The organism is Aquabacterium olei, assembly GCF_003100395.1.
In the GTDB taxonomy this organism is placed as follows: Bacteria; Pseudomonadota; Gammaproteobacteria; order Burkholderiales; family Burkholderiaceae_C; genus Aquabacterium; species Aquabacterium olei.
On record NZ_CP029210.1, the window covers coordinates 183,320 to 201,124 of the forward strand.

At 66.7% G+C, this 17,805-nt stretch carries 14 protein-coding genes and 4 tRNA genes; all 18 read left to right on the forward strand.

From position 1 onward, the window contains the following. Positions 1-4 precede the first annotated feature (4 nt). Entirely contained in the window at positions 5-1,258 is a 1,254-nt protein-coding gene (locus tag DEH84_RS00765; RefSeq protein ID WP_109033861.1) for a glycosyltransferase, read from the forward strand. Further along, positions 1,255-2,616, forward strand: coding sequence for a beta-galactosidase (locus DEH84_RS00770; RefSeq protein WP_109033862.1), 1,362 nt, complete (start codon positions 1,255-1,257; stop codon positions 2,614-2,616). Before DEH84_RS00765 ends, DEH84_RS00770 begins: the two co-directional genes overlap by 4 nt. Continuing rightward, complete coding sequence (locus DEH84_RS00775) at positions 2,613-3,899, forward strand: glycosyltransferase family 4 protein (protein WP_218929742.1); 1,287 nt, start codon at positions 2,613-2,615, stop codon at positions 3,897-3,899. The genes DEH84_RS00770 and DEH84_RS00775 overlap by 4 nt, the downstream gene beginning before the upstream one ends. After that, the gene (locus DEH84_RS00780) at positions 3,887-5,308 is read left to right on the forward strand and encodes an O-antigen ligase family protein (RefSeq protein WP_109033863.1); all 1,422 of its coding nucleotides are present in this window, start codon (positions 3,887-3,889) and stop codon (positions 5,306-5,308) included. Before DEH84_RS00775 ends, DEH84_RS00780 begins: the two co-directional genes overlap by 13 nt. Beyond that, positions 5,305-6,132, forward strand: coding sequence for an acyltransferase (locus tag DEH84_RS00785; protein ID WP_109033864.1), 828 nt, complete (start codon positions 5,305-5,307; stop codon positions 6,130-6,132). The genes DEH84_RS00780 and DEH84_RS00785 overlap by 4 nt, the downstream gene beginning before the upstream one ends. Positions 6,133-6,177: 45 nt before the next feature. Then, positions 6,178-7,566, forward strand: coding sequence for a lipid II flippase MurJ (locus DEH84_RS00790; RefSeq protein ID WP_218929743.1), 1,389 nt, complete (start codon positions 6,178-6,180; stop codon positions 7,564-7,566). Positions 7,567-7,772: 206 nt separating this feature from the next. Beyond that, positions 7,773-7,858: transfer RNA gene (locus tag DEH84_RS00795), tRNA-Tyr, on the forward strand. Between the two features lie 39 nt (positions 7,859-7,897). Then, positions 7,898-7,971, forward strand: a tRNA-Gly gene (locus tag DEH84_RS00800). A gap of 118 nt (positions 7,972-8,089) precedes the next feature. Further along, positions 8,090-8,164: transfer RNA gene (locus tag DEH84_RS00805), tRNA-Thr, on the forward strand. A gap of 54 nt (positions 8,165-8,218) precedes the next feature. Further along, positions 8,219-9,409, forward strand: a complete 1,191-nt coding sequence (gene tuf / locus DEH84_RS00810) for an elongation factor Tu (RefSeq protein ID WP_109033866.1) — start codon at positions 8,219-8,221, stop codon at positions 9,407-9,409. A 29-nt stretch (positions 9,410-9,438) separates the two neighbouring features. Next, positions 9,439-9,514, forward strand: a tRNA-Trp gene (locus DEH84_RS00815). An 85-nt stretch (positions 9,515-9,599) separates the two neighbouring features. Continuing rightward, positions 9,600-9,983: a preprotein translocase subunit SecE gene (gene secE, locus DEH84_RS00820; RefSeq protein WP_109033867.1), complete on the forward strand. Its 384-nt coding sequence runs from the start codon at positions 9,600-9,602 to the stop codon at positions 9,981-9,983. Between the two features lie 38 nt (positions 9,984-10,021). Beyond that, the gene (gene nusG, locus DEH84_RS00825) at positions 10,022-10,588 is read left to right on the forward strand and encodes a transcription termination/antitermination protein NusG (RefSeq protein WP_109033868.1); all 567 of its coding nucleotides are present in this window, start codon (positions 10,022-10,024) and stop codon (positions 10,586-10,588) included. 316 nt (positions 10,589-10,904) lie between these two features. Continuing rightward, positions 10,905-11,336: a 50S ribosomal protein L11 gene (rplK, locus tag DEH84_RS00830; RefSeq protein ID WP_109033869.1), complete on the forward strand. Its 432-nt coding sequence runs from the start codon at positions 10,905-10,907 to the stop codon at positions 11,334-11,336. Further along, positions 11,336-12,031, forward strand: a complete 696-nt coding sequence (gene rplA, locus DEH84_RS00835) for a 50S ribosomal protein L1 (protein ID WP_109033870.1) — start codon at positions 11,336-11,338, stop codon at positions 12,029-12,031. Before rplK ends, rplA begins: the two co-directional genes overlap by 1 nt. Positions 12,032-12,360: 329 nt before the next feature. Beyond that, positions 12,361-12,891, forward strand: coding sequence for a 50S ribosomal protein L10 (rplJ, locus tag DEH84_RS00840; protein ID WP_109033871.1), 531 nt, complete (start codon positions 12,361-12,363; stop codon positions 12,889-12,891). A gap of 49 nt (positions 12,892-12,940) precedes the next feature. After that, on the forward strand, positions 12,941-13,315 hold the full coding sequence (gene rplL, locus DEH84_RS00845) for a 50S ribosomal protein L7/L12 (RefSeq protein ID WP_109033873.1): 375 nt from the start codon (positions 12,941-12,943) through the stop codon (positions 13,313-13,315). A 356-nt stretch (positions 13,316-13,671) separates the two neighbouring features. After that, positions 13,672-17,799 (forward strand): DNA-directed RNA polymerase subunit beta, encoded by a 4,128-nt coding sequence (gene rpoB, locus DEH84_RS00850; protein WP_109033876.1) that lies wholly within the window; start codon positions 13,672-13,674, stop codon positions 17,797-17,799. Positions 17,800-17,805: the final 6 nt, after the last annotated feature.

Genomic DNA, 17,805 nt, shown 5'->3' on the forward strand with positions numbered 1-17,805 from the left:
CGACATGCGTGTGGCCCTCCTGTCCCCGCTGCCCCCCGAGCAGACCGGCATTGCCGACTATGCGGCGCACTGGCGCCGCGCGGTGCAGTCCGCCGGCGTGCACGTGCTGACACCGCTGCAGGGGCAAAAGCCGCTGCATTCGTTCGAAGCTGCACGCCGCTGGGTGGCCGAGCGGGACTGGAGCAAGGTCGACGTGGTGCACGCCGAACTGGGTGGTGGTCGCCACAGCGAGTTCTTCGTGCTGAAGGCGCTGGCGGCGATGCCCGTGCGTCCGCGGCTGTCGGCCACCGTGCACGATCCCGAGCGGCTGGTGTGGCGGCCGGTGAGCGCGCTGTGGCGCCGGCTTGATGCCGTGCGCTGGCTGCCTGGCGCCGTGAGCAAGGCGCTCGCCGTGCTGGTCGATCCGCACACCCTGTGGACCGAGCGCCGCCTGGCGCGCCGGCTGGACGGCGTGGTCACGCTCACCCAGACGGGCGCCCAGCGCCTGAGCCGCCGCATGAAGCTGCCCCCTGGCCGCGTCCGCGTGATCCCGCACGGCACGCTGCCTCTGCCCACGCAACCGCTGCCGCTGCTCGCGCCCGTGCGCCTGCTGTACTTTGGCTTCATCTACGCCGGCAAGGGCATCGAAGACTTGGTCGACGCACTGGGCCGACTGCGGCAGCAGCAGCCCGAGCTGGCGGCCCAGGTGCGCCTCACGATCGCGGGCGGCACGGCCCCCGACATCGCCTTTGGCGGGCGCCACAGCTACCTCGACGGGCTGCGCGCCCGTGCTGCGTCGCTGGGGCTGCAGGATCAGATCGAGTGGGTGCTCGATGTCGATGAGCGCGACATCCCCGAGCTGGTCGGTCGCCACCACGTGATGGTGCTGCCCTACCGCGAAAGCCGCAAGCTGGCGCTGATGGGCCAGATGCGTGGCACCTCCGGGGCGCTGGCCTGGGCCGTGGCCGCGGGCCGCGGCGTCATCACCTCGGACGCCCGCGCGTTTGCCGAAGAGATCAGCCATGGCAATGGCGAGGCTTATCCGCAGGGCGACGTGGCCGCGCTGACCGAGGCCCTCGCCGGCGCGCTGCGCGAGCCCGAGCGCGTGGCGCACTGGGCCCGTGCCGCGCAAGCCCTGTCCGAGCAGCGGGCCTGGTCACGCACCGGGCGCGCGTTTGCTGCGTACTTCTCGGCCCTCAAGACGGGCGTTTCCGAGCTGCCCGACACGGCCCTCGGTGCGCCGCAACCCGCCACCTCATCTTCCGGAGGCGCACGATGAGCCATGCGCCCTTGAACCCCGATCGCCGTGCTGCCCTCATCGGCGGCGCCGCGCTGGCTGCCGCACCGCACGCGCTCGCGGCATGGCCCTGGCGCGGGCTGGAGCCGATGGCCCTGAAGCCGGTGCGGCCGGTCGTGTGGAAGGACTTCCTCGGCGTGAATGCCCAGTTCCAGTGGTTCCCTGATGCGGTGGCCCGCAAACAGGTGGAGCGCCTGAAGGCCCTGGGCCTGAACTGGGTCCGACTGGGCCTGCACTGGATGCTGCTCGAGCCCGAAGAGGGGCAGTTCCAACTTGAACCCATCGACCGCATGATGGCGCTGGTGCGCGAGGCCGGCCTGCGCAACGTCACCTACGTGGTGGGCACGCCGCGCTATGCATCCAGCGTGGCCAAGGGCGACGCCTACGAACGCTTCTTCGACAAGTTCCCGCCCCGCAACCCGGCCGTGCTCGCGCAGCGACTCGGCATGCTGGCACGGCGCTATCCGCAGGTCGACGTGTGGCAGGTCTGGAACGAGCCCAATCTGATCGGGTTCTGGGCGCCCCAGCCGGATACCGAAGCCTACGGTCGCCTGTTCGTGCCGGCCTATCAGGCCCTGCGCGCGGCGGCGCCCGACAAGCCCGTGGCGCTGGCCGGCATGGCGTACTTCAGCGAGATCGACCGACGCGGCGGGTTGATGATCCAGGAGCTGGCGCGCCTGGGTGCGTTCAACCTCAACCCCATCGTTGCCTACCACCCCTACACCGCCACGGCCGAGGGCTCCGACCAGGATGCACGCGACTTCGTCAAGCGCGTCGTGCCGGCCCACCAATGGCTGCGCAGTGCTGGCGTGCGCCAGGTGTGGGCCACCGAGTGGGGCTGGTCGAGCTACCCCGGCCCGAAGGAGGAGCAGCCCATCGTCGGTGAGGACGGCCAGGCCGACCTCACGCTGCGCAGGCTGGCCCTGATGGCCGCGCTCGACTACGACCGCGTCTTCCTGTTCACCCTGGCCGACCTGGACGAGCGCGCCACCCGGCGCGACCAGCACTATGGCCTGCTGCGCCGCAACGGCGAGCCCAAGCCGGTCTACCACGCGCTGCAGCGCTTTCTGCAGCTGTGCGGCCCGGCCTTGCAGCCTGCCGCGCCGCCGACCATCCTGGGCCAGGCCCCCGACGGCCTCATCACCATCGGCTGGCGCCGCGGCGACGGGCGCCCGCTGTGGATGCTGTGGGCGCGCGAGCCCGGTGAGGTGCAGCTCAAGGGCGTCAGCCAGGCCACGGTGCACCAGCCGCTCAGCGGCGGCGAACGCCCGCTGAAGGACGCGGGTGAAGGCGTGCGCGTGCCGGTCACCACCGCCCTGCAGATCGTGCTGGGCGCATGAGCATCGCCTCCATCACCCCCGATGCCCGGGCTCCGGCTGCGTCCCTGCGGCCCCTGCGCATCCTGATCACGCTGCCCTACCTGCCCTGGCCCATCACCAGCGGCGGCAAGGCCCGGCAGTTTCACCTGATCCGCGAGCTCGCGTCCCGGGGCCACAAGCTGACCCTGCTGGTGCAATCCAAGACCGAAGCCGATGCCGCCACCGAGGCCGCACTGGGGCCGCTGGTCGAGCGTCTGGTGGTGCTCCCGCGCCGCTCACTGCGGCATCCCCGCACGCTGTGGCACGCCGCGGTGTCGCCCCTGCCCCTCCTCACCACGGTCAACGGCTTTGCGCCCGAACTCACGCGCCGTTTCGTCAGCCTGCTGGATGAAGGCGGGTGGGATGTCGTTCAGATCGAGCACAGCTATGGCTTCGAGCCCTTCGAGACCGAACTTGCCCGACGTGCCCAGCCCTTCGTGCTGACCGAGCACAACGTCGAATCCGAGCTGGGCGCGGCGACCTACGGCAAATGGCCCGCCGCACTGCGCCTGCTCGCGCGATACGACCAGGCCCGGGCCCGACGCTGGGAGCGCCACGTGCTGTCGCGGGCCGAGGCCATCGTCGCCGTCACCGAGTCCGACGCGCGCACGCTGACGGCCATCGGCGGGCGCCCGGCCCACGTCGTGCCCAACGGGGTGGACACCCGCGCCTTCGCCGACGTCTGGCCGAATGTGCACAGCCGCCACGTGCTCTTTCTGGGCAACTACGAGTACGCGCCGAACATCGATGCCGTCGAGTGGGCGCTCACCCACATCTGGCCCCGTGTCTGGCAGCGCATGCCCGAGGCGCACTTCACGGTGTGCGGACATGGCCTGCCCGCAGGCTGGCGCAGCCGCTTCCCCGATCCCCGCGTGCACTTTCATGGCTATGTGGCGCGCCTGGCCGACGTGCAGTCGGCGTCGGCGGCGTTCCTGGCGCCACTGCGGTTCGGCGGCGGATCCAAGCTGAAGGTGCTCGAGGCGATGGCCGCCGGGCTGCCGCTCGTCAGCACGCGCGAAGGACTCTCCGGGCTGGGCGCCAGCGACGGCGTGCACGCCCAGGTCGGCGACACCGCCGACGCGCTGGCCGACGCCCTGGTGCGCACGCTGAGCGACCCGGCTGCGGCACGTGCCATGGGCGAGTCGGCCCGCGCACACGTGCGCGAGCACTTCGACTGGTCCCAGGCCGCCACCCGGCTCGAGGCCGTCTACGCCCGCCTGTCCCCTGCCGGCGCCATGCCGGTCGTCCGCCCATGTCCGGCGTGAGCGCCGGCGCGCCCGCCTTCGGTGTGGCCATGGCCGCCGTGCTGGCCACCGCGGCGGCGGCCGGCATGACGCTGGTGCACCCGGTGCTCGGTTCCGCGCTGGCCGTCGCCGTGGCGGCGGCGGTCTTCATCGTCACGCGTCCCCTGCGCGGGCTCCTGCTGTTCTGCATGCTGGCGCCCGCGCTGCCCTGGATGAAGATCGGCGCACCCCTGCCGGTGCCCGAGGCCCTGCTCGGCCTCACCTGGGTCGGTGTCTTCGTGCAATGGCTTGCCGGCCGTCTGCCCGCCTGGCCCGACGGCCCGACGGAACGCGCCATGCGGCGTTTCATGCTCTGGAGCATCGTGCCCCTGGTCGCGGGCCAGTTCATGCCTCAGGGCGACGGCAATGGCCCGGTCAACTGGGTTCGCTGGCTGCTCAACCTGTCTCCCGTGTTCCTCGTGCCGCTGCTGGTGCGCGACACCCGCACCCGCGATCGCCTGATGCTGTGCCTGTTGCTCGGGTTCGCCGTGCTTCTGCTGATCTCCCTCGGCTTCTTTGTCCGTGGTCGCGACGCCCGCCTGATGATTCCCTTCCTGGCGGCCTTGCATTACGCCCACCCGGAGGTCATCCAGGACATCTTCTCGGCCGACTACACCCGCATGGCGTCGCCCTGGGTGCACCCCAACTCGACCGGGGGCGCGCTGCTGCTTGCCGCCCCGCTGGGCCTGTTCTACGCGGGCATGCACCGAGGCTGGCGACGCGCGCTCGGGGCCTTCGTGTTCGTCGGCAGCGCGGCGGGCATCGTCTTCTGCGGCTCGCGCGGGGCGTTGCTCTGCCTGGGCCTGTTCGTGGTGTGGCTGGCATGGCGCCGCACGCCGTACGCCGGCCGCGGCCTGGTGCTGGCCACCCTGCTGGCCGTCGCCTTCCTGGCGGTCTACCCGCCTGCGCAGCAGCGTTTCGCCTCGCTGTTTTCCGGCAAGGACGTCAGCACCGGCGTGCGTTTCGACGAGTACGCCCATTTCCCCCAGAACGCGCTGCGCTACCCGCTGGGTCTGGGCTTCAAGGCCGAGACGCCGGCCAGCTCCCCGGAGACCGGGGTCTACGGCATCTCCAACCTCTGGCTCAACCACTGGTTCAAGCTCGGCCTGCCCGGCATGCTGCTGTTCATCGCCGTCACGTTGGCCTGGTGGCGCGAAGTCCGGCTGGCCGGGCGATTCACGCGCATCGGCCCGGACAACGCCATGCGCATCGCCACCACCGGCACGGTGCTCGCCGCGCTGGCCACCGGCTTCATCGACCACTACTTCAGCTTCACCCAGGTCCTGATCGCGCTGTTCTGGCTGATCCTGGCCATGGGGCTCGTCGAGGCCCGCACGCGCCCGGCTGAAGCCGCCTCTCTTCCCGTGTCCTTCCGCGTGTCCCGCCCATGAAACACCGCATCCTGCACAGCCACAACGTGCGCGCCCGCCTGCCCGAGTACGCCGCCCGCCTCGGCGTCGACGCAGCCGCCCTCGAGGCCGGCTACGACTGGGGCCTGCAGCACAACCTGTTCTTCGAGTCCCAGGGGCGTGGACCGGACGACACCGTCGTGCACATCTGCGTGATGGACGTGCGTCGCAGCATCCTCGACCCGATGGCGCGCCTGCTTTTCGTCACGCTGTTCGACGAACTGCCCGGCCGCAAGCTGCCGCATTACGGCAAGAACTGGGCGACGCTGGTCGACCGCCTGCGCCGCATGTGGGAGCAGGTCTACAACATCCTCATCAACAAGATCCCCAGTCACACGGTGCGGCTGGCCTGGCTGCGTCTGGGCGGCGCCCGGATCGGCAAGGGCTCGACCATCTGGCGCAACACCGAGGTGCTCGGCATCGAAAGCCTCACCATCGGCGACGACACCTGCATCGGCTGGCATTGCCAGATCGACGCGCGCTCGGGTCTCGTCATCGGCCACCACGTCACCGTCGCCTCGCACGTGCTGATCGTGGCGGGCGGACATGACCTCGAAGCGCCGGAGTTCTGGTCCGTGTCCGCGCCCGTGCGCATCGACGACTGGGCTTGGATCACCTCCCGCGCCATGATCCTGCCCGGCGCCCACATCGGCGAAGGCGCCGTCGTTTCGGCCAACACCACCGTCGGCAAGAAGGTCGAGCCCTACGCCATCGTCGCCGGCCAGGGCGGCAAGACCGTGGGCCACCGCGCGCGCGGTCTCAACTACAAGGTGGGCGGCAAGGGCCTGTTCACCCTGCTGCACTGACACCGGGCGATCGCGATGCTGGGTGCCGCCGGACTTCTCACCGCCGTGACCTTGCTGGGCCTCGTGGCCGGGCTGGCGCGCGAGTGGCTGCTTGTGGATGCCTGGGGCGCAGGCGCCCGAACCGATGGCTTCCTCGTGGCGCTGTTCCTGCCCGAGGCCGTGCGCACCATGCTGGCGGGCGGCGTCCTGTCCTCGGCCGCGCTGGCGCTGTGGCAGGCCCGTACCGCCCCCCAACGGCCGGGCTGGCTGGGCGCGACCACGCTGGGCCTCGGTGGCCTCGGGGTGGGGCTCGCCACGGCGTGCACGGTGGGCGCAGGCCCGCTGACCCACCTCGTCGGCCCCGGCCTGCCCGATGCAGACCGGGCCACCGTCGCCCAGGCCCTGTCCCTGCTCGCCTGGGGCCTGCCCGCCCTGGTGCTCCAGGCGCTGTGGTCGGTGCCCTTGCAGGCGGCAGGGCGCTTCCTGCTGGCCGGGGTGGGCTCGCTCGTCTACAACCTGCCTGCCGTGCTCTGGATGGCCTGGCGCCGCGACCAGGCCACCGAGTCCGAGCTGGCCCTGGCTTTCGTCGTCGGTGCGTGGGCGTCCGCGCTGCTGCTGTTGCCGGCCATGTTGCGCACCGGCCTGCAACCTGGCGTGCTGCGTTGGGATGCCGGTGTGCTGCGCGAACTGGGCCACCGCGTCGGGCCGTTGCTGGGCGGCGCGTTGGGGGGGCAGGGCCTGATGCTGCTGGAGCGCATGGTGGCCTCCTGGCTGGGTGAGGGGGCGGTGACGCTGCTGAACCTCGCACGCAAGCTGGCCAACCTGCCGCTGGTCGCGCTCATGTCGGTCAACCAGGTGCTGCTCGGCCTGATGAGCCGGCAGGCCGGCACCGATCGGCTGCGACTGCTGCGCCAGGGGCTCGCCCTCAACACCCTGATCAGCACGCCCGCGGCGGTCGGTCTCCTGCTTTCTGCCCAGGCCATCGTTGCCCTGCTGTTCCCGCGCGTGCAGGGCACGGCACTGCTGGCGCCGCTGCTTGGGTGGTATGCCGTGGCGCTGGTGCTGGCCGGCTGGACCACGCTGCTGGCCCGCTACAACCACGCCGCGGGTGACACCCGCCTGCCCTTTGTGTGCGAAACCGCGGCCAACCTGGCGCAGGCCATCGCCTTGCCCCTGCTCGGCTGGTTCGCCGGTGCACAGGGCATCGCCGCCGCAGTCCTGCTGGGCGTGCTGGTCAACGGCGGGTTGCTGCTGCACTTCAATCGGCTGTGGCACCACCTGCATCTGTCCCGGCTGGCACTGGCTGGTGGGCTGCCCCTGCTGCTCGGCGCCGCCGTGCTGCCCTGGTGGCCACCGCTACCCGGCTGGCGACTCGCCGCCTCCACCGTAGCAGGCCTGGCGTGCCTGCTCCTGCTGGCCGCGTGGTTGCGCCCGTGGCGTGCCGCGCCGGGCTGAAGCGGCCCGTGCAGGGTGCGGCTGTCGGTCGGCATCGCGTTCACGCTCGCCCGCCCATGGCACTTGCCGTTCCCGAGGCGCGGCTCCGTGCCCCCGCAGGCAGGCTGTCGCATCGCGCTGACAGGCCCGCCTGTCTTTTTGCTGCAACGCCCGCCGCCCCACTTGAATCGGCTTGCGCAACGGTGTTATAGTTGCGGTCTTGCCTTGGAGGGGTGCCCGAGTGGCTAAAGGGGGCAGACTGTAAATCTGTTGGCTTACGCCTACGCTGGTTCGAATCCAGCCTCCTCCACCAGGCAAACCTATTTGCTGAACGCTCCAGAGCGGCTCCCGGGCGGGAGTAGTTCAATGGTAGAACCTTAGCCTTCCAAGCTAATGACGCGGGTTCGATTCCCGTCTCCCGCTCCAAGGCCACGGTTCTGTCACACAAGGCGTGGTAAAGTCGCGGTCTTCGCTGAAGGCGAAGGTTGCAAGTGTCAAACGTCGGCACTGGTTTGGGTTGACTGCAGTCCAGACCTGTGTCGATGCCCATGTGGCTCAGTGGTAGAGCACTCCCTTGGTAAGGGAGAGGTCGGCAGTTCGATCCTGCCCATGGGCACCACACCACCTTCCCTTCTTCATTCGCCTCACTTCAGGATCGCTAGGAGCGAGAATCATGGCAAAGGAAAAGTTCGAACGGACCAAGCCGCACGTGAACGTGGGCACCATTGGTCACGTTGACCACGGCAAGACCACGCTGACGGCTGCCATCACGACCGTTCTGTCGAAGAAGTTCGGCGGTCAGGCCAAGGCCTATGACCAGATCGACGCCGCTCCGGAAGAAAAGGCACGTGGCATCACGATCAACACCGCGCACGTCGAGTACGAAACGGCCAACCGCCACTACGCTCACGTGGACTGCCCGGGTCACGCCGACTACGTGAAGAACATGATCACGGGTGCCGCCCAGATGGACGGCGCGATCCTGGTGTGCTCGGCCGCTGACGGCCCGATGCCCCAGACCCGTGAACACATCCTGCTGTCGCGCCAGGTGGGCGTGCCCTACATCATCGTCTTCCTGAACAAGGCTGACATGGTGGACGACGCCGAACTGCTGGAGCTGGTCGAAATGGAAGTGCGCGAGCTGCTGTCCAAGTACGACTTCCCCGGCGACGACACCCCGATCATCAAGGGTTCGGCCAAGCTGGCCCTGGAAGGCGACACCGGCGAGCTGGGCGAGCAGGCCATCATGGCCCTGGCCGACGCGCTGGACAGCTACATCCCGACGCCTGAGCGCGCCGTGGACGGCACCTTCCTGATGCCTGTGGAAGACGTGTTCTCGATCTCGGGTCGCGGCACCGTGGTGACCGGCCGTATCGAGCGCGGCGTGGTCAAGGTCGGCGAAGAAATCGAAATCGTCGGCATCAAGGCCACCCAGAAGACCACCTGCACGGGCGTGGAAATGTTCCGCAAGCTGCTGGACCAGGGTCAGGCTGGCGACAACGTCGGCATCCTGCTGCGCGGCACCAAGCGTGAAGACGTCGAGCGCGGCCAGGTGCTGTGCAAGCCGGGTTCGATCAAGCCCCACACCCACTTCACCGGTGAGGTGTACGTCCTGTCGAAGGACGAAGGCGGCCGTCACACCCCGTTCTTCAACAACTACCGTCCGCAGTTCTACTTCCGCACGACCGACGTCACCGGCTCCATCGAGCTGCCGGCCGACAAGGAAATGGTCATGCCGGGTGACAACGTGTCGATCACCGTCAAGCTGATCGCCCCGATCGCCATGGAAGAAGGTCTGCGCTTCGCCATCCGTGAAGGCGGTCGTACCGTCGGCGCCGGCGTGGTTGCCAAGATCATCGAGTAAATCCGGTTTCTGTTCAGTTTGTGGCCGATAGGGGTATAGCTCAATTGGCAGAGCGTCGGTCTCCAAAACCGAAGGTTGGGGGTTCGATTCCCTCTGCCCCTGCCACCCGCTGAACACAAAACCGCCGCTGTCTCACAGCAGCCCGCAGGCCCACCGGTTTGCGGGCTTTGCTGCCTCAATCACCACCTTCATGTCTACTTCGTCCGTCGAAACCGTCACGACCAGCGCCGACAAGGCCAAGCTGGCCGCATCCGGCCTGCTGGTGGTGGCTGGCGTGGTCGCGTTCTACCTGTTGAGCCAGCAGAGCCTGTGGCTGCGTGTGATCGCGCTGCTGGTGCTGGTCGCGTCGGCCGTGGGGGTGTTCTTCACCTCGGCGCCCGGCAAGGAGCTGATCGCCTTCGGCCAGGATGCGCTGAAGGAGCTCCGCAAGGTCGTGTGGCCCACCCGCCCGGAAGCCACGCAGATGACGCTGTACGTGTTTGCCTTCGTGGTGATCATGGCGCTGTTCCTCTGGTTGACCGACAAGTCGCTGGAGTGGGTGATCTACAGCCTGATCCTCGGCTGGAAGCAGTGACGGCAGTCCCTAACGATCCAACAAGCGAGGTTGACCCCATGAGCGACGTTCAGACCACCCCCACCAACGCCGCACCGCTGCGCTGGTACGTGGTGCACGCCTATTCCGGCATGGAAAAGGCCGTCGAGCGCAACCTGCGCGAGCGCATCGACCGCGCCGGCATGCAGGAGCAGTTCGGCCGCATTCTCGTGCCGACCGAAGAGGTCGTCGAAGTCAAGAACGGCAAGAAGTCCGTGACCGAGCGCCGTTTCTTCCCGGGCTACGTCCTGGTCGAAATGGTCATGAGCGACGACAGCTGGCACCTGGTGAAGAACACCTCGAAGGTGACAGGTTTCGTTGGCGGCGCCAAGAACCGCCCGGTGCCCATCTCGGAAGACGAGGTCATGAAGATCGTCAACCAGATGCAGGAAGGCATCGAGAAGCCGCGTCCCAAGGTCGAATGGGAAGTGGGCGAAGTGGTGCGTGTCAAGGAAGGCCCGTTCACCGACTTCAACGGCTCCATCGAAGAGGTCAACTACGACAAGTCCAAGCTGCGCGTCTCGGTCACCATCTTCGGTCGTGCCACGCCGGTGGAGCTCGACTTCGGTCAGGTCGAAAAGATCTGATCCGGGGTGCTCGCCTCCCGGCGAACCAGCGTAAGGCCCTTCGGGGCCTTTTTCTTTGCCCGCGGGATGTCGAGGGCTTGCCAACGTGGCTCGACTCGGCATAGAATCGCGGTCTTTCCCCTCGCAGCGGGGTGGCTGTGCTTTGCTCGCAAGAATCAAGGCGCCCCAGAACAACTGCCGTGACCAGTCGCCAACGAGACGGCGACATGAGGAGCCCGGACGGGCATCGACCCAGGCGCTAGCGCCAGCCGATGTCGAACCAGGCGCTAGCACTCGACCCGAATGACAGGCCGTCAGCCGGGTTCTAGGAGAAAACATGGCCAAGAAGATTGTCGGCTTCATCAAGCTGCAAATCCCGGCTGGCAAGGCGAACCCGTCGCCGCCGGTCGGTCCCGCGCTGGGTCAGCGCGGCCTGAACATCATGGAGTTCTGCAAGGCGTTCAACGCCCAGACCCAGGGCGTCGAGCCCGGTCTGAAGCTGCCCGTGGTGATCACCGCCTACGCAGACAAGTCCTTCACCTTCATCATCAAGACGCCGCCCGCAACGGTGCTGCTGAAGAAGGCTGCCAAGATCGAGAAGGGTTCGGCACGTCCCCAGTCTGACAAGGTCGGCAAGCTGACCCGCGCTCAGCTGGAAGAAATCGCCAAGACCAAGCAGAAGGACCTGACCGCCGCCGATCTGGACGCTGCTGTCCGCACGATCGCCGGTTCGGCTCGTTCGATGGGCATCATCGTGGAGGGCGTGTAATGGCCAAGCAAACCAAGCGTCAACAAGCCATGGGCCAGGTCGACACGACCAAGCTGTACGCCCTGGAAGAAGCCCTGGCCCTGATCAAGGGTGCCGCCACCGCCAAGTTCGATGAGTCCATCGACGTGGCCGTGCAGCTGGGCGTGGATGCCAAGAAGTCGGACCAGGTGGTGCGTGGCGCCGTCGTGATGCCCAACGGCACCGGCAAGACCAAGCGCGTTGCCGTGTTCGCCCAGGGCGCCAAGGCTGAAGAAGCCAAGGCCGCTGGTGCCGACATCGTCGGCATGGAAGACCTGGCCGAGCAAGTCAAGGCTGGCAACATCAACTTCGACGTGGTCATCGCCTCGCCGGACACGATGCGCATCGTCGGTACCCTGGGTACGGTGCTGGGCCCCCGCGGCCTGATGCCGAACCCGAAGGTCGGCACCGTGACCCCGGACGTCGCCACCGCTGTCAAGAACGCCAAGGCTGGCCAGGTCCAGTTCCGCGTCGACAAGGGTGGCATCATCCACGGCACGATCGGCCGTCGCTCGTTCGACGACGCCAAGCTGAAGGGCAACCTGGCTGCGCTGCTCGAAGCGCTGACCAAGCTGAAGCCCGCTTCGTCGAAGGGTGTGTACCTGCGCAAGGTCGCCGTCTCGTCGACCATGGGTGTGGGCGTGCGCGTCGACGTCAACAGCATCACCGCTGGCTGACCGTCGCAAGACACTGCAGGCCTGGCGCCCGGCGCCGGCCTGCCGATCCGCTCACGAGTCTGGTGAGCAAGGTCGTACCGAATTGGTGGGCTGCGGCGGCAACGCCGCAGGCTATCAAAGACCGTAGGCGTCAAGGCGCGCGCTCGTACAGGCGTGCCGAGGCTTAATTTCCCAGCCTACGCAGATGGCGAACCCGCTGTTGAAGGTTTCCATGGTCGCCGCAAGGCGGTCTGTGGGTTCCGAGGCAGAAGGTCGCTGCAACCGGGTGTGCCCGGAGGGGGTCGTGCCCTGTGGCCGACAGCCGAAAGGCATGTTTTAAGGAGTAGACCTTGAGTCTCAATCGCAACGAGAAAGAAGCCGTGATCGCGGAAGTGGCTGCCCAGGCGGGCAAGTCGCAGACGCTGGCACTGGCTGAGTACCGCGGTCTCACGGTGGCTCAACTCGACGCGCTGCGCAAGACCGCCCGTGCACAAGGTGTGTATCTTCACGTGCTGAAGAACACCCTGGCCCGTCGCGCTGTTGCCGGCACGCCGTTCGAAGTCGCCGCCGAGTCCATGAGCGGCCCGCTGATCTACGGCTTCTCTGAAGACGCCGTGGCCGCTGCCAAGGTGATCGCTGACTTTGCCAAGGGCAATGACAAGCTGGTCATCAAGGCTGGCGCGTACGCCGGCAAGGCCCTCGACGCCAATGGCGTGAAGGCCCTGGCCTCGATCCCGAGCAAGGAAGTGCTGCTGGCCCAGATCTGTGGCCTGCTGCAATCGCCGATCTCGGGTCTGGCCCGCGTCCTGGCCGCCGTTGGCGAGCAGAAGGGTGGCGCTGCTGCCCCCGCCGCCGCCGAAGAAGCAGCTCCGGCTGCCTGAGCGACCGCTTCGTACTGAATCAACATCCAACCGATTTTAGGAACCCAAAATGGCATTCGATAAAGACGCATTCCTGACCGCCCTGGACAGCATGTCCGTGATGGAACTCTCCGAGCTGGTCAAGGCCATCGAAGAGAAGTTCGGCGTGTCCGCTGCCGCCATGGCTGCTCCCGCTGCTGGCGGTGGCGCTGCTGCTCCGGCCGCTGAAGAGAAGACCGAATTCAACGTCGTCCTGACCGAAGCTGGCGCCAACAAGGTCGGCGTCATCAAGGCCGTGCGCGAAATCACCGGTCTGGGCCTCAAGGAAGCCAAGGACCTGGTCGACGGCGCTCCGAAGAACGTCAAGGAAGGCGTGGCGAAGGCCGACGCCGAAGCTGCCGTCAAGAAGCTGGTCGAAGCCGGCGCCAAGGCCGAACTGAAGTAATTCCCTACCTGGCCGCCCTGGTGGCCAGTCGGAATACCGACGTGCACAGCTGCCCTCGCAAGGGGGCAGCTTTCGGCTTTTCAGGGTATAAAAACCCTGAGATCACTCGAAAGGCCCGCCAGTAGTACACTGGAGGGCTTTTCGAGTGTTCTCTGAACCGACTGCGGAGAACCGGTTTGGTCGAGCCTGGGTGCAATGCCCGGGTTGTCTGCCAGCGGTTGGTAGTGGCCAACCACCAAGCCTCAGATGCAATATCTGAACGGCCAGTCGCCGAACAACGGTCTGTTCCCTTGGCCAGGGCGCAGGCGGAATTCGAAGCGGACCGACCCGTCTTGGGTGTCCGAAACGGAGAGTTTATGGCGCAAGCAACCCCCTACAGCTACACCGAGCGCAAGCGGATTCGCAAGAGCTTTGCCAAGCGTGGCAGCGTGCTGAATGTCCCGTATCTGCTGACGATGCAGAAGGACTCCTACGTCGCATTCCTGCAGAAGGACGTGCCACCGCAGCAGCGCAAGCCCGAAGGCCTGCAGGCCGCCTTCATCTCGGCGTTCCCGATTGTGTCGCACAACGGTTTCGTCGAGATGAAGTTCATCGAGTACAACATCGCGAAACCCGCCTTCGATGAGCGCGAGTGCCAGCTGCGGGGTCTGACGTTTGCGTCGGCCGTGCGTGCACGCCTGCAGATGATCATCTATGACCGTGAGACGTCCACGTCCCAGTCCAAGGTGGTCAAGGAAGTGAAGGAACAAGAGGTCTACATGGGCGAAGTGCCCCTGATGACCGACTACGGCTCCTTCATCATCAACGGCACCGAGCGCGTCATCGTCTCGCAGCTGCACCGTTCGCCGGGCGTGTTCTTCGAGCACGACAAGGGCAAGACCCACAGCTCGGGCAAGCTGCTGTTCAGCGCGCGCATCATTCCTTACCGCGGTTCGTGGCTCGACTTCGAGTTCGACCCCAAGGACCTGCTGTACTTCCGCGTGGACCGTCGCCGCAAGATGCCGGTGACGACCCTGCTGAAGGCCATCGGCATGAACAACGAGCAGATCCTGGCCACGTTCTTCCAGAACGACCAGGTTCGCCTGATGGACGTCGGTGCCCAGCTGGCCTTCGTGCCCGAGCGCTTCAAGGGTGAAATCGCCCGCTTCGACATCACCGACAAGTCGGGTGCCGTCGTCGTTGAGAAGGACAAGCGGATCACCGCACGTCACACCCGCGCCCTCGAGCAGTCCGGCACCACGCACCTGAGCGTGCCCGAAGACTTCCTGCTGGGCCGCGTGCTGGCCAAGAACCAGATCGATCCGGAGACCGGCGAGATCATCGGCAAGGCCAACGAAGAGCTGACCGAGACGCTGCTCAAGAAGCTGCGCGCCGCCGGCATCCTCGACCTGGAAATCCTGTTCACCAATGAACTGGACCAGGGCGCCTACATCAGCCAGACGCTGGCCACCGACGAGACGGCCGACGAGCTGGCCGCCCGTGTCGCCATCTACCGCATGATGCGCCCCGGCGAGCCGCCGACCGAAGACGCCGTGCAGGCCCTGTTCCAGCGTCTGTTCTATTCGGAAGACACGTACGACCTGTCGCGCGTGGGTCGCATGAAGTTCAACGCCCGCGTGGGCCGCGACGAATCGACCGGTCCGATGACCCTGTCGAACGACGACATCCTGGCCGTCGTGAAGATCCTGGTCGAGCTGCGCAACGGTCGCGGCGAAGTCGACGACATCGACCACCTGGGCAACCGCCGCGTGCGTTGCGTGGGCGAACTGGCCGAGAACCAGTACCGCTCGGGCCTGGCTCGCATCGAAAAGGCCGTCAAGGAGCGTCTGGGCCAGGCCGAGACCGAAGCCCTGATGCCGCACGACCTGATCAACTCCAAGCCGATTTCTGCGGCCTTGAAGGAGTTCTTCGGTGCGTCGCAGCTGTCGCAGTTCATGGACCAGACCAACCCGCTGTCCGAGATCACGCACAAGCGTCGCGTCTCGGCCCTGGGCCCGGGCGGTCTGACCCGCGAGCGCGCCGGCTTCGAAGTCCGTGACGTGCACCCGACCCACTACGGCCGCGTGTGCCCGATCGAAACGCCGGAAGGCCCGAACATCGGTCTGATCAACTCGCTGGCTCTGTACGCCCGCCTGAACGAATACGGTTTCCTCGAGACCCCGTACCGTCGCGTGGTGGACGGCAAGACCACGACCCAGATCGACTACCTGTCGGCCATCGAGGAAAGCAAGTACGTCATCGCCCAGGCGAACGCCAAGCTGGACGAAGAAGGTCGCCTGATCGACGAACTGGTGTCGGCCCGTGAAAAGGGCGAATCGGTGCTGACCAGCCCCGAGCGCATCCAGTACATGGACGTGGCCCCGACGCAGATCGTGTCGGTGGCGGCCTCGCTGGTGCCCTTCCTCGAGCACGACGACGCGAACCGCGCACTGATGGGCGCCAACATGCAGCGTCAGGCTGTGCCCGTGCTGCGCCCTGAAAAGGCCGTGGTCGGTACCGGTGTCGAGCGCGTGGCCGCGGTCGACTCGGGCACGGTGGTGACCGCCAAGCGCGGCGGCATCGTGGACTACGTCGACACCAACCGCGTGGTGATCCGTGTGAACGACGCGGAAACCGTGGCCGGTGAAGTCGGCGTCGACATCTACAACCTGATCAAGTACCAGCGTTCCAACCAGAACACCAACATCCACCAGCGTCCGATCGTCAAGCGCGGCGACCTGGTGGGCAAGGGTGACGTGGTGGCCGACGGCGCATCGACCGACCTGGGCGAACTCGCCCTGGGTCAGAACATGCTCGTGGCCTTCATGCCCTGGAACGGCTACAACTTCGAAGACTCGATCCTGATCTCGGAGCGCGTGGTCGCCGAAGACCGCTACACCTCGATCCACATCGAGGAACTGGTGGTGATGGCCCGCGACACCAAGCTGGGCTCGGAAGAAATCACCCGCGACATCCCGAACCTGTCGGAAAACCAGCTGGCTCGTCTGGATGAATCCGGCATCGTCTACATCGGCGCCGAAGTCGGCCCGGGCGACGTGCTGGTCGGCAAGGTGACCCCGAAGGGCGAAACCACGCTGACCCCGGAAGAGAAGCTGCTGCGCGCCATCTTCGGCGAGAAGGCTTCGGACGTGAAGGACACGTCGCTGCGTGTGGACCAGGGCACTTCGGGCACCGTGATCGACGTGCAGGTCTTCACCCGTGAAGGCATCCAGCGTGACAAGCGCGCCCAGCAGATCATCGACGACGAGCTGAAGCGCTTCCGCCTGGACCTGAACGACCAGCTCCGCATCGTGGAAGCCGACGCGTTCGACCGGATCAAGAAGCTGCTGATCGGCAAGGTCGCCAACGGCGGCCCGAACAAGCTGGCCAAGGGCACGGCGATCGACGAGGCCTACCTGGGCTCGGTGGACAAGTTCCACTGGTTCGACATCCGTCCGGAAGACGGCGAGCTGGCCAACCAACTGGAAAGCATCAAGAACTCGCTGGAGCAGACCCGCCACAGCTTTGACTTGGCTTTCGAAGAAAAGCGCAAGAAGCTGACCCAGGGCGACGAGCTGCCCGCCGGCGTGCTGAAGATGGTCAAGGTCCACCTGGCCGTCAAGCGTCGCCTGCAGCCTGGCGACAAGATGGCCGGCCGTCACGGCAACAAGGGTGTGGTGTCGAAGATCGTCCCGATCGAAGACATGCCCTACATGGCCGACGGCACGCCTGCCGACATCGTGCTGAACCCGCTGGGCGTGCCCTCGCGGATGAACGTGGGTCAGGTTCTGGAAGTGCACCTGGGCTGGGCCGCCAAGGGCATCGGTCAGCGCATCGGCGACATGCTGCAGCGCGAAGCCGCCGTGGCCGAACTGCGCCGCTTCTTCGACGAGCTGTACAACCAGTCCGGCGGCAAGAAGGAAGACATCTCGAGCTTCACCGACGACGAGGTGATCGAGATGGCGCAGAACCTCTCGAAGGGCATGCCGTTCGCCACCCCGGTGTTCGACGGTGCCAAGGAAGAGGAAATCCGCGCGATGCTGCAGCTGGCCTACCCGGCCGACATCGCCAAGGCCAAGGGCCTGACGCCGACCCGCACGCAGGCCGTGCTGCATGACGGCCGCACGGGCGACGCCTTCGAGCGTCCGGTCACCGTGGGCTACATGCACGTGCTGAAGCTGCACCACCTGGTCGACGACAAGATGCACGCCCGCTCGACCGGCCCGTACTCGCTCGTCACGCAGCAGCCGCTGGGTGGTAAGGCGCAGTTCGGTGGTCAGCGTTTCGGTGAGATGGAAGTGTGGGCACTGGAAGCCTATGGCGCGTCGTACGTGCTGCAGGAAATGCTCACGGTCAAGTCCGACGACGTCAACGGCCGTACCAAGGTCTACGAGAACATCGTCAAGGGTGAGCACTCCATCGACGCCGGCATGCCCGAGTCGTTCAACGTGCTGGTCAAGGAAATTCGTTCGCTCGGTATCGACATCGAGCTGGAACGCAACTGAGATAGG

Excerpts from the sequence above, each read along its gene's own strand:
- rplK (WP_109033869.1), top strand. The coding sequence starts at position 10,905 with ATGGCCAAGAAGATTGTCGGCTTCATCAAGCTGCAAATCCCGGCTGGC.
- rpoB (WP_109033876.1), top strand. The coding sequence starts at position 13,672 with ATGGCGCAAGCAACCCCCTACAGCTACACCGAGCGCAAGCGGATTCGC.
- DEH84_RS00780 (WP_109033863.1), top strand. The coding sequence starts at position 3,887 with ATGTCCGGCGTGAGCGCCGGCGCGCCCGCCTTCGGTGTGGCCATGGCC.
- DEH84_RS00765 (WP_109033861.1), top strand. The coding sequence starts at position 5 with ATGCGTGTGGCCCTCCTGTCCCCGCTGCCCCCCGAGCAGACCGGCATT.
- DEH84_RS00770 (WP_109033862.1), top strand. The coding sequence starts at position 1,255 with ATGAGCCATGCGCCCTTGAACCCCGATCGCCGTGCTGCCCTCATCGGC.
- nusG (WP_109033868.1), top strand. The coding sequence starts at position 10,022 with ATGAGCGACGTTCAGACCACCCCCACCAACGCCGCACCGCTGCGCTGG.
- DEH84_RS00785 (WP_109033864.1), top strand. The coding sequence starts at position 5,305 with ATGAAACACCGCATCCTGCACAGCCACAACGTGCGCGCCCGCCTGCCC.
- rplA (WP_109033870.1), top strand. The coding sequence starts at position 11,336 with ATGGCCAAGCAAACCAAGCGTCAACAAGCCATGGGCCAGGTCGACACG.
- DEH84_RS00775 (WP_218929742.1), top strand. The coding sequence starts at position 2,613 with ATGAGCATCGCCTCCATCACCCCCGATGCCCGGGCTCCGGCTGCGTCC.
- rplL (WP_109033873.1), top strand. The coding sequence starts at position 12,941 with ATGGCATTCGATAAAGACGCATTCCTGACCGCCCTGGACAGCATGTCC.
- tuf (WP_109033866.1), top strand. The coding sequence starts at position 8,219 with ATGGCAAAGGAAAAGTTCGAACGGACCAAGCCGCACGTGAACGTGGGC.
- secE (WP_109033867.1), top strand. The coding sequence starts at position 9,600 with ATGTCTACTTCGTCCGTCGAAACCGTCACGACCAGCGCCGACAAGGCC.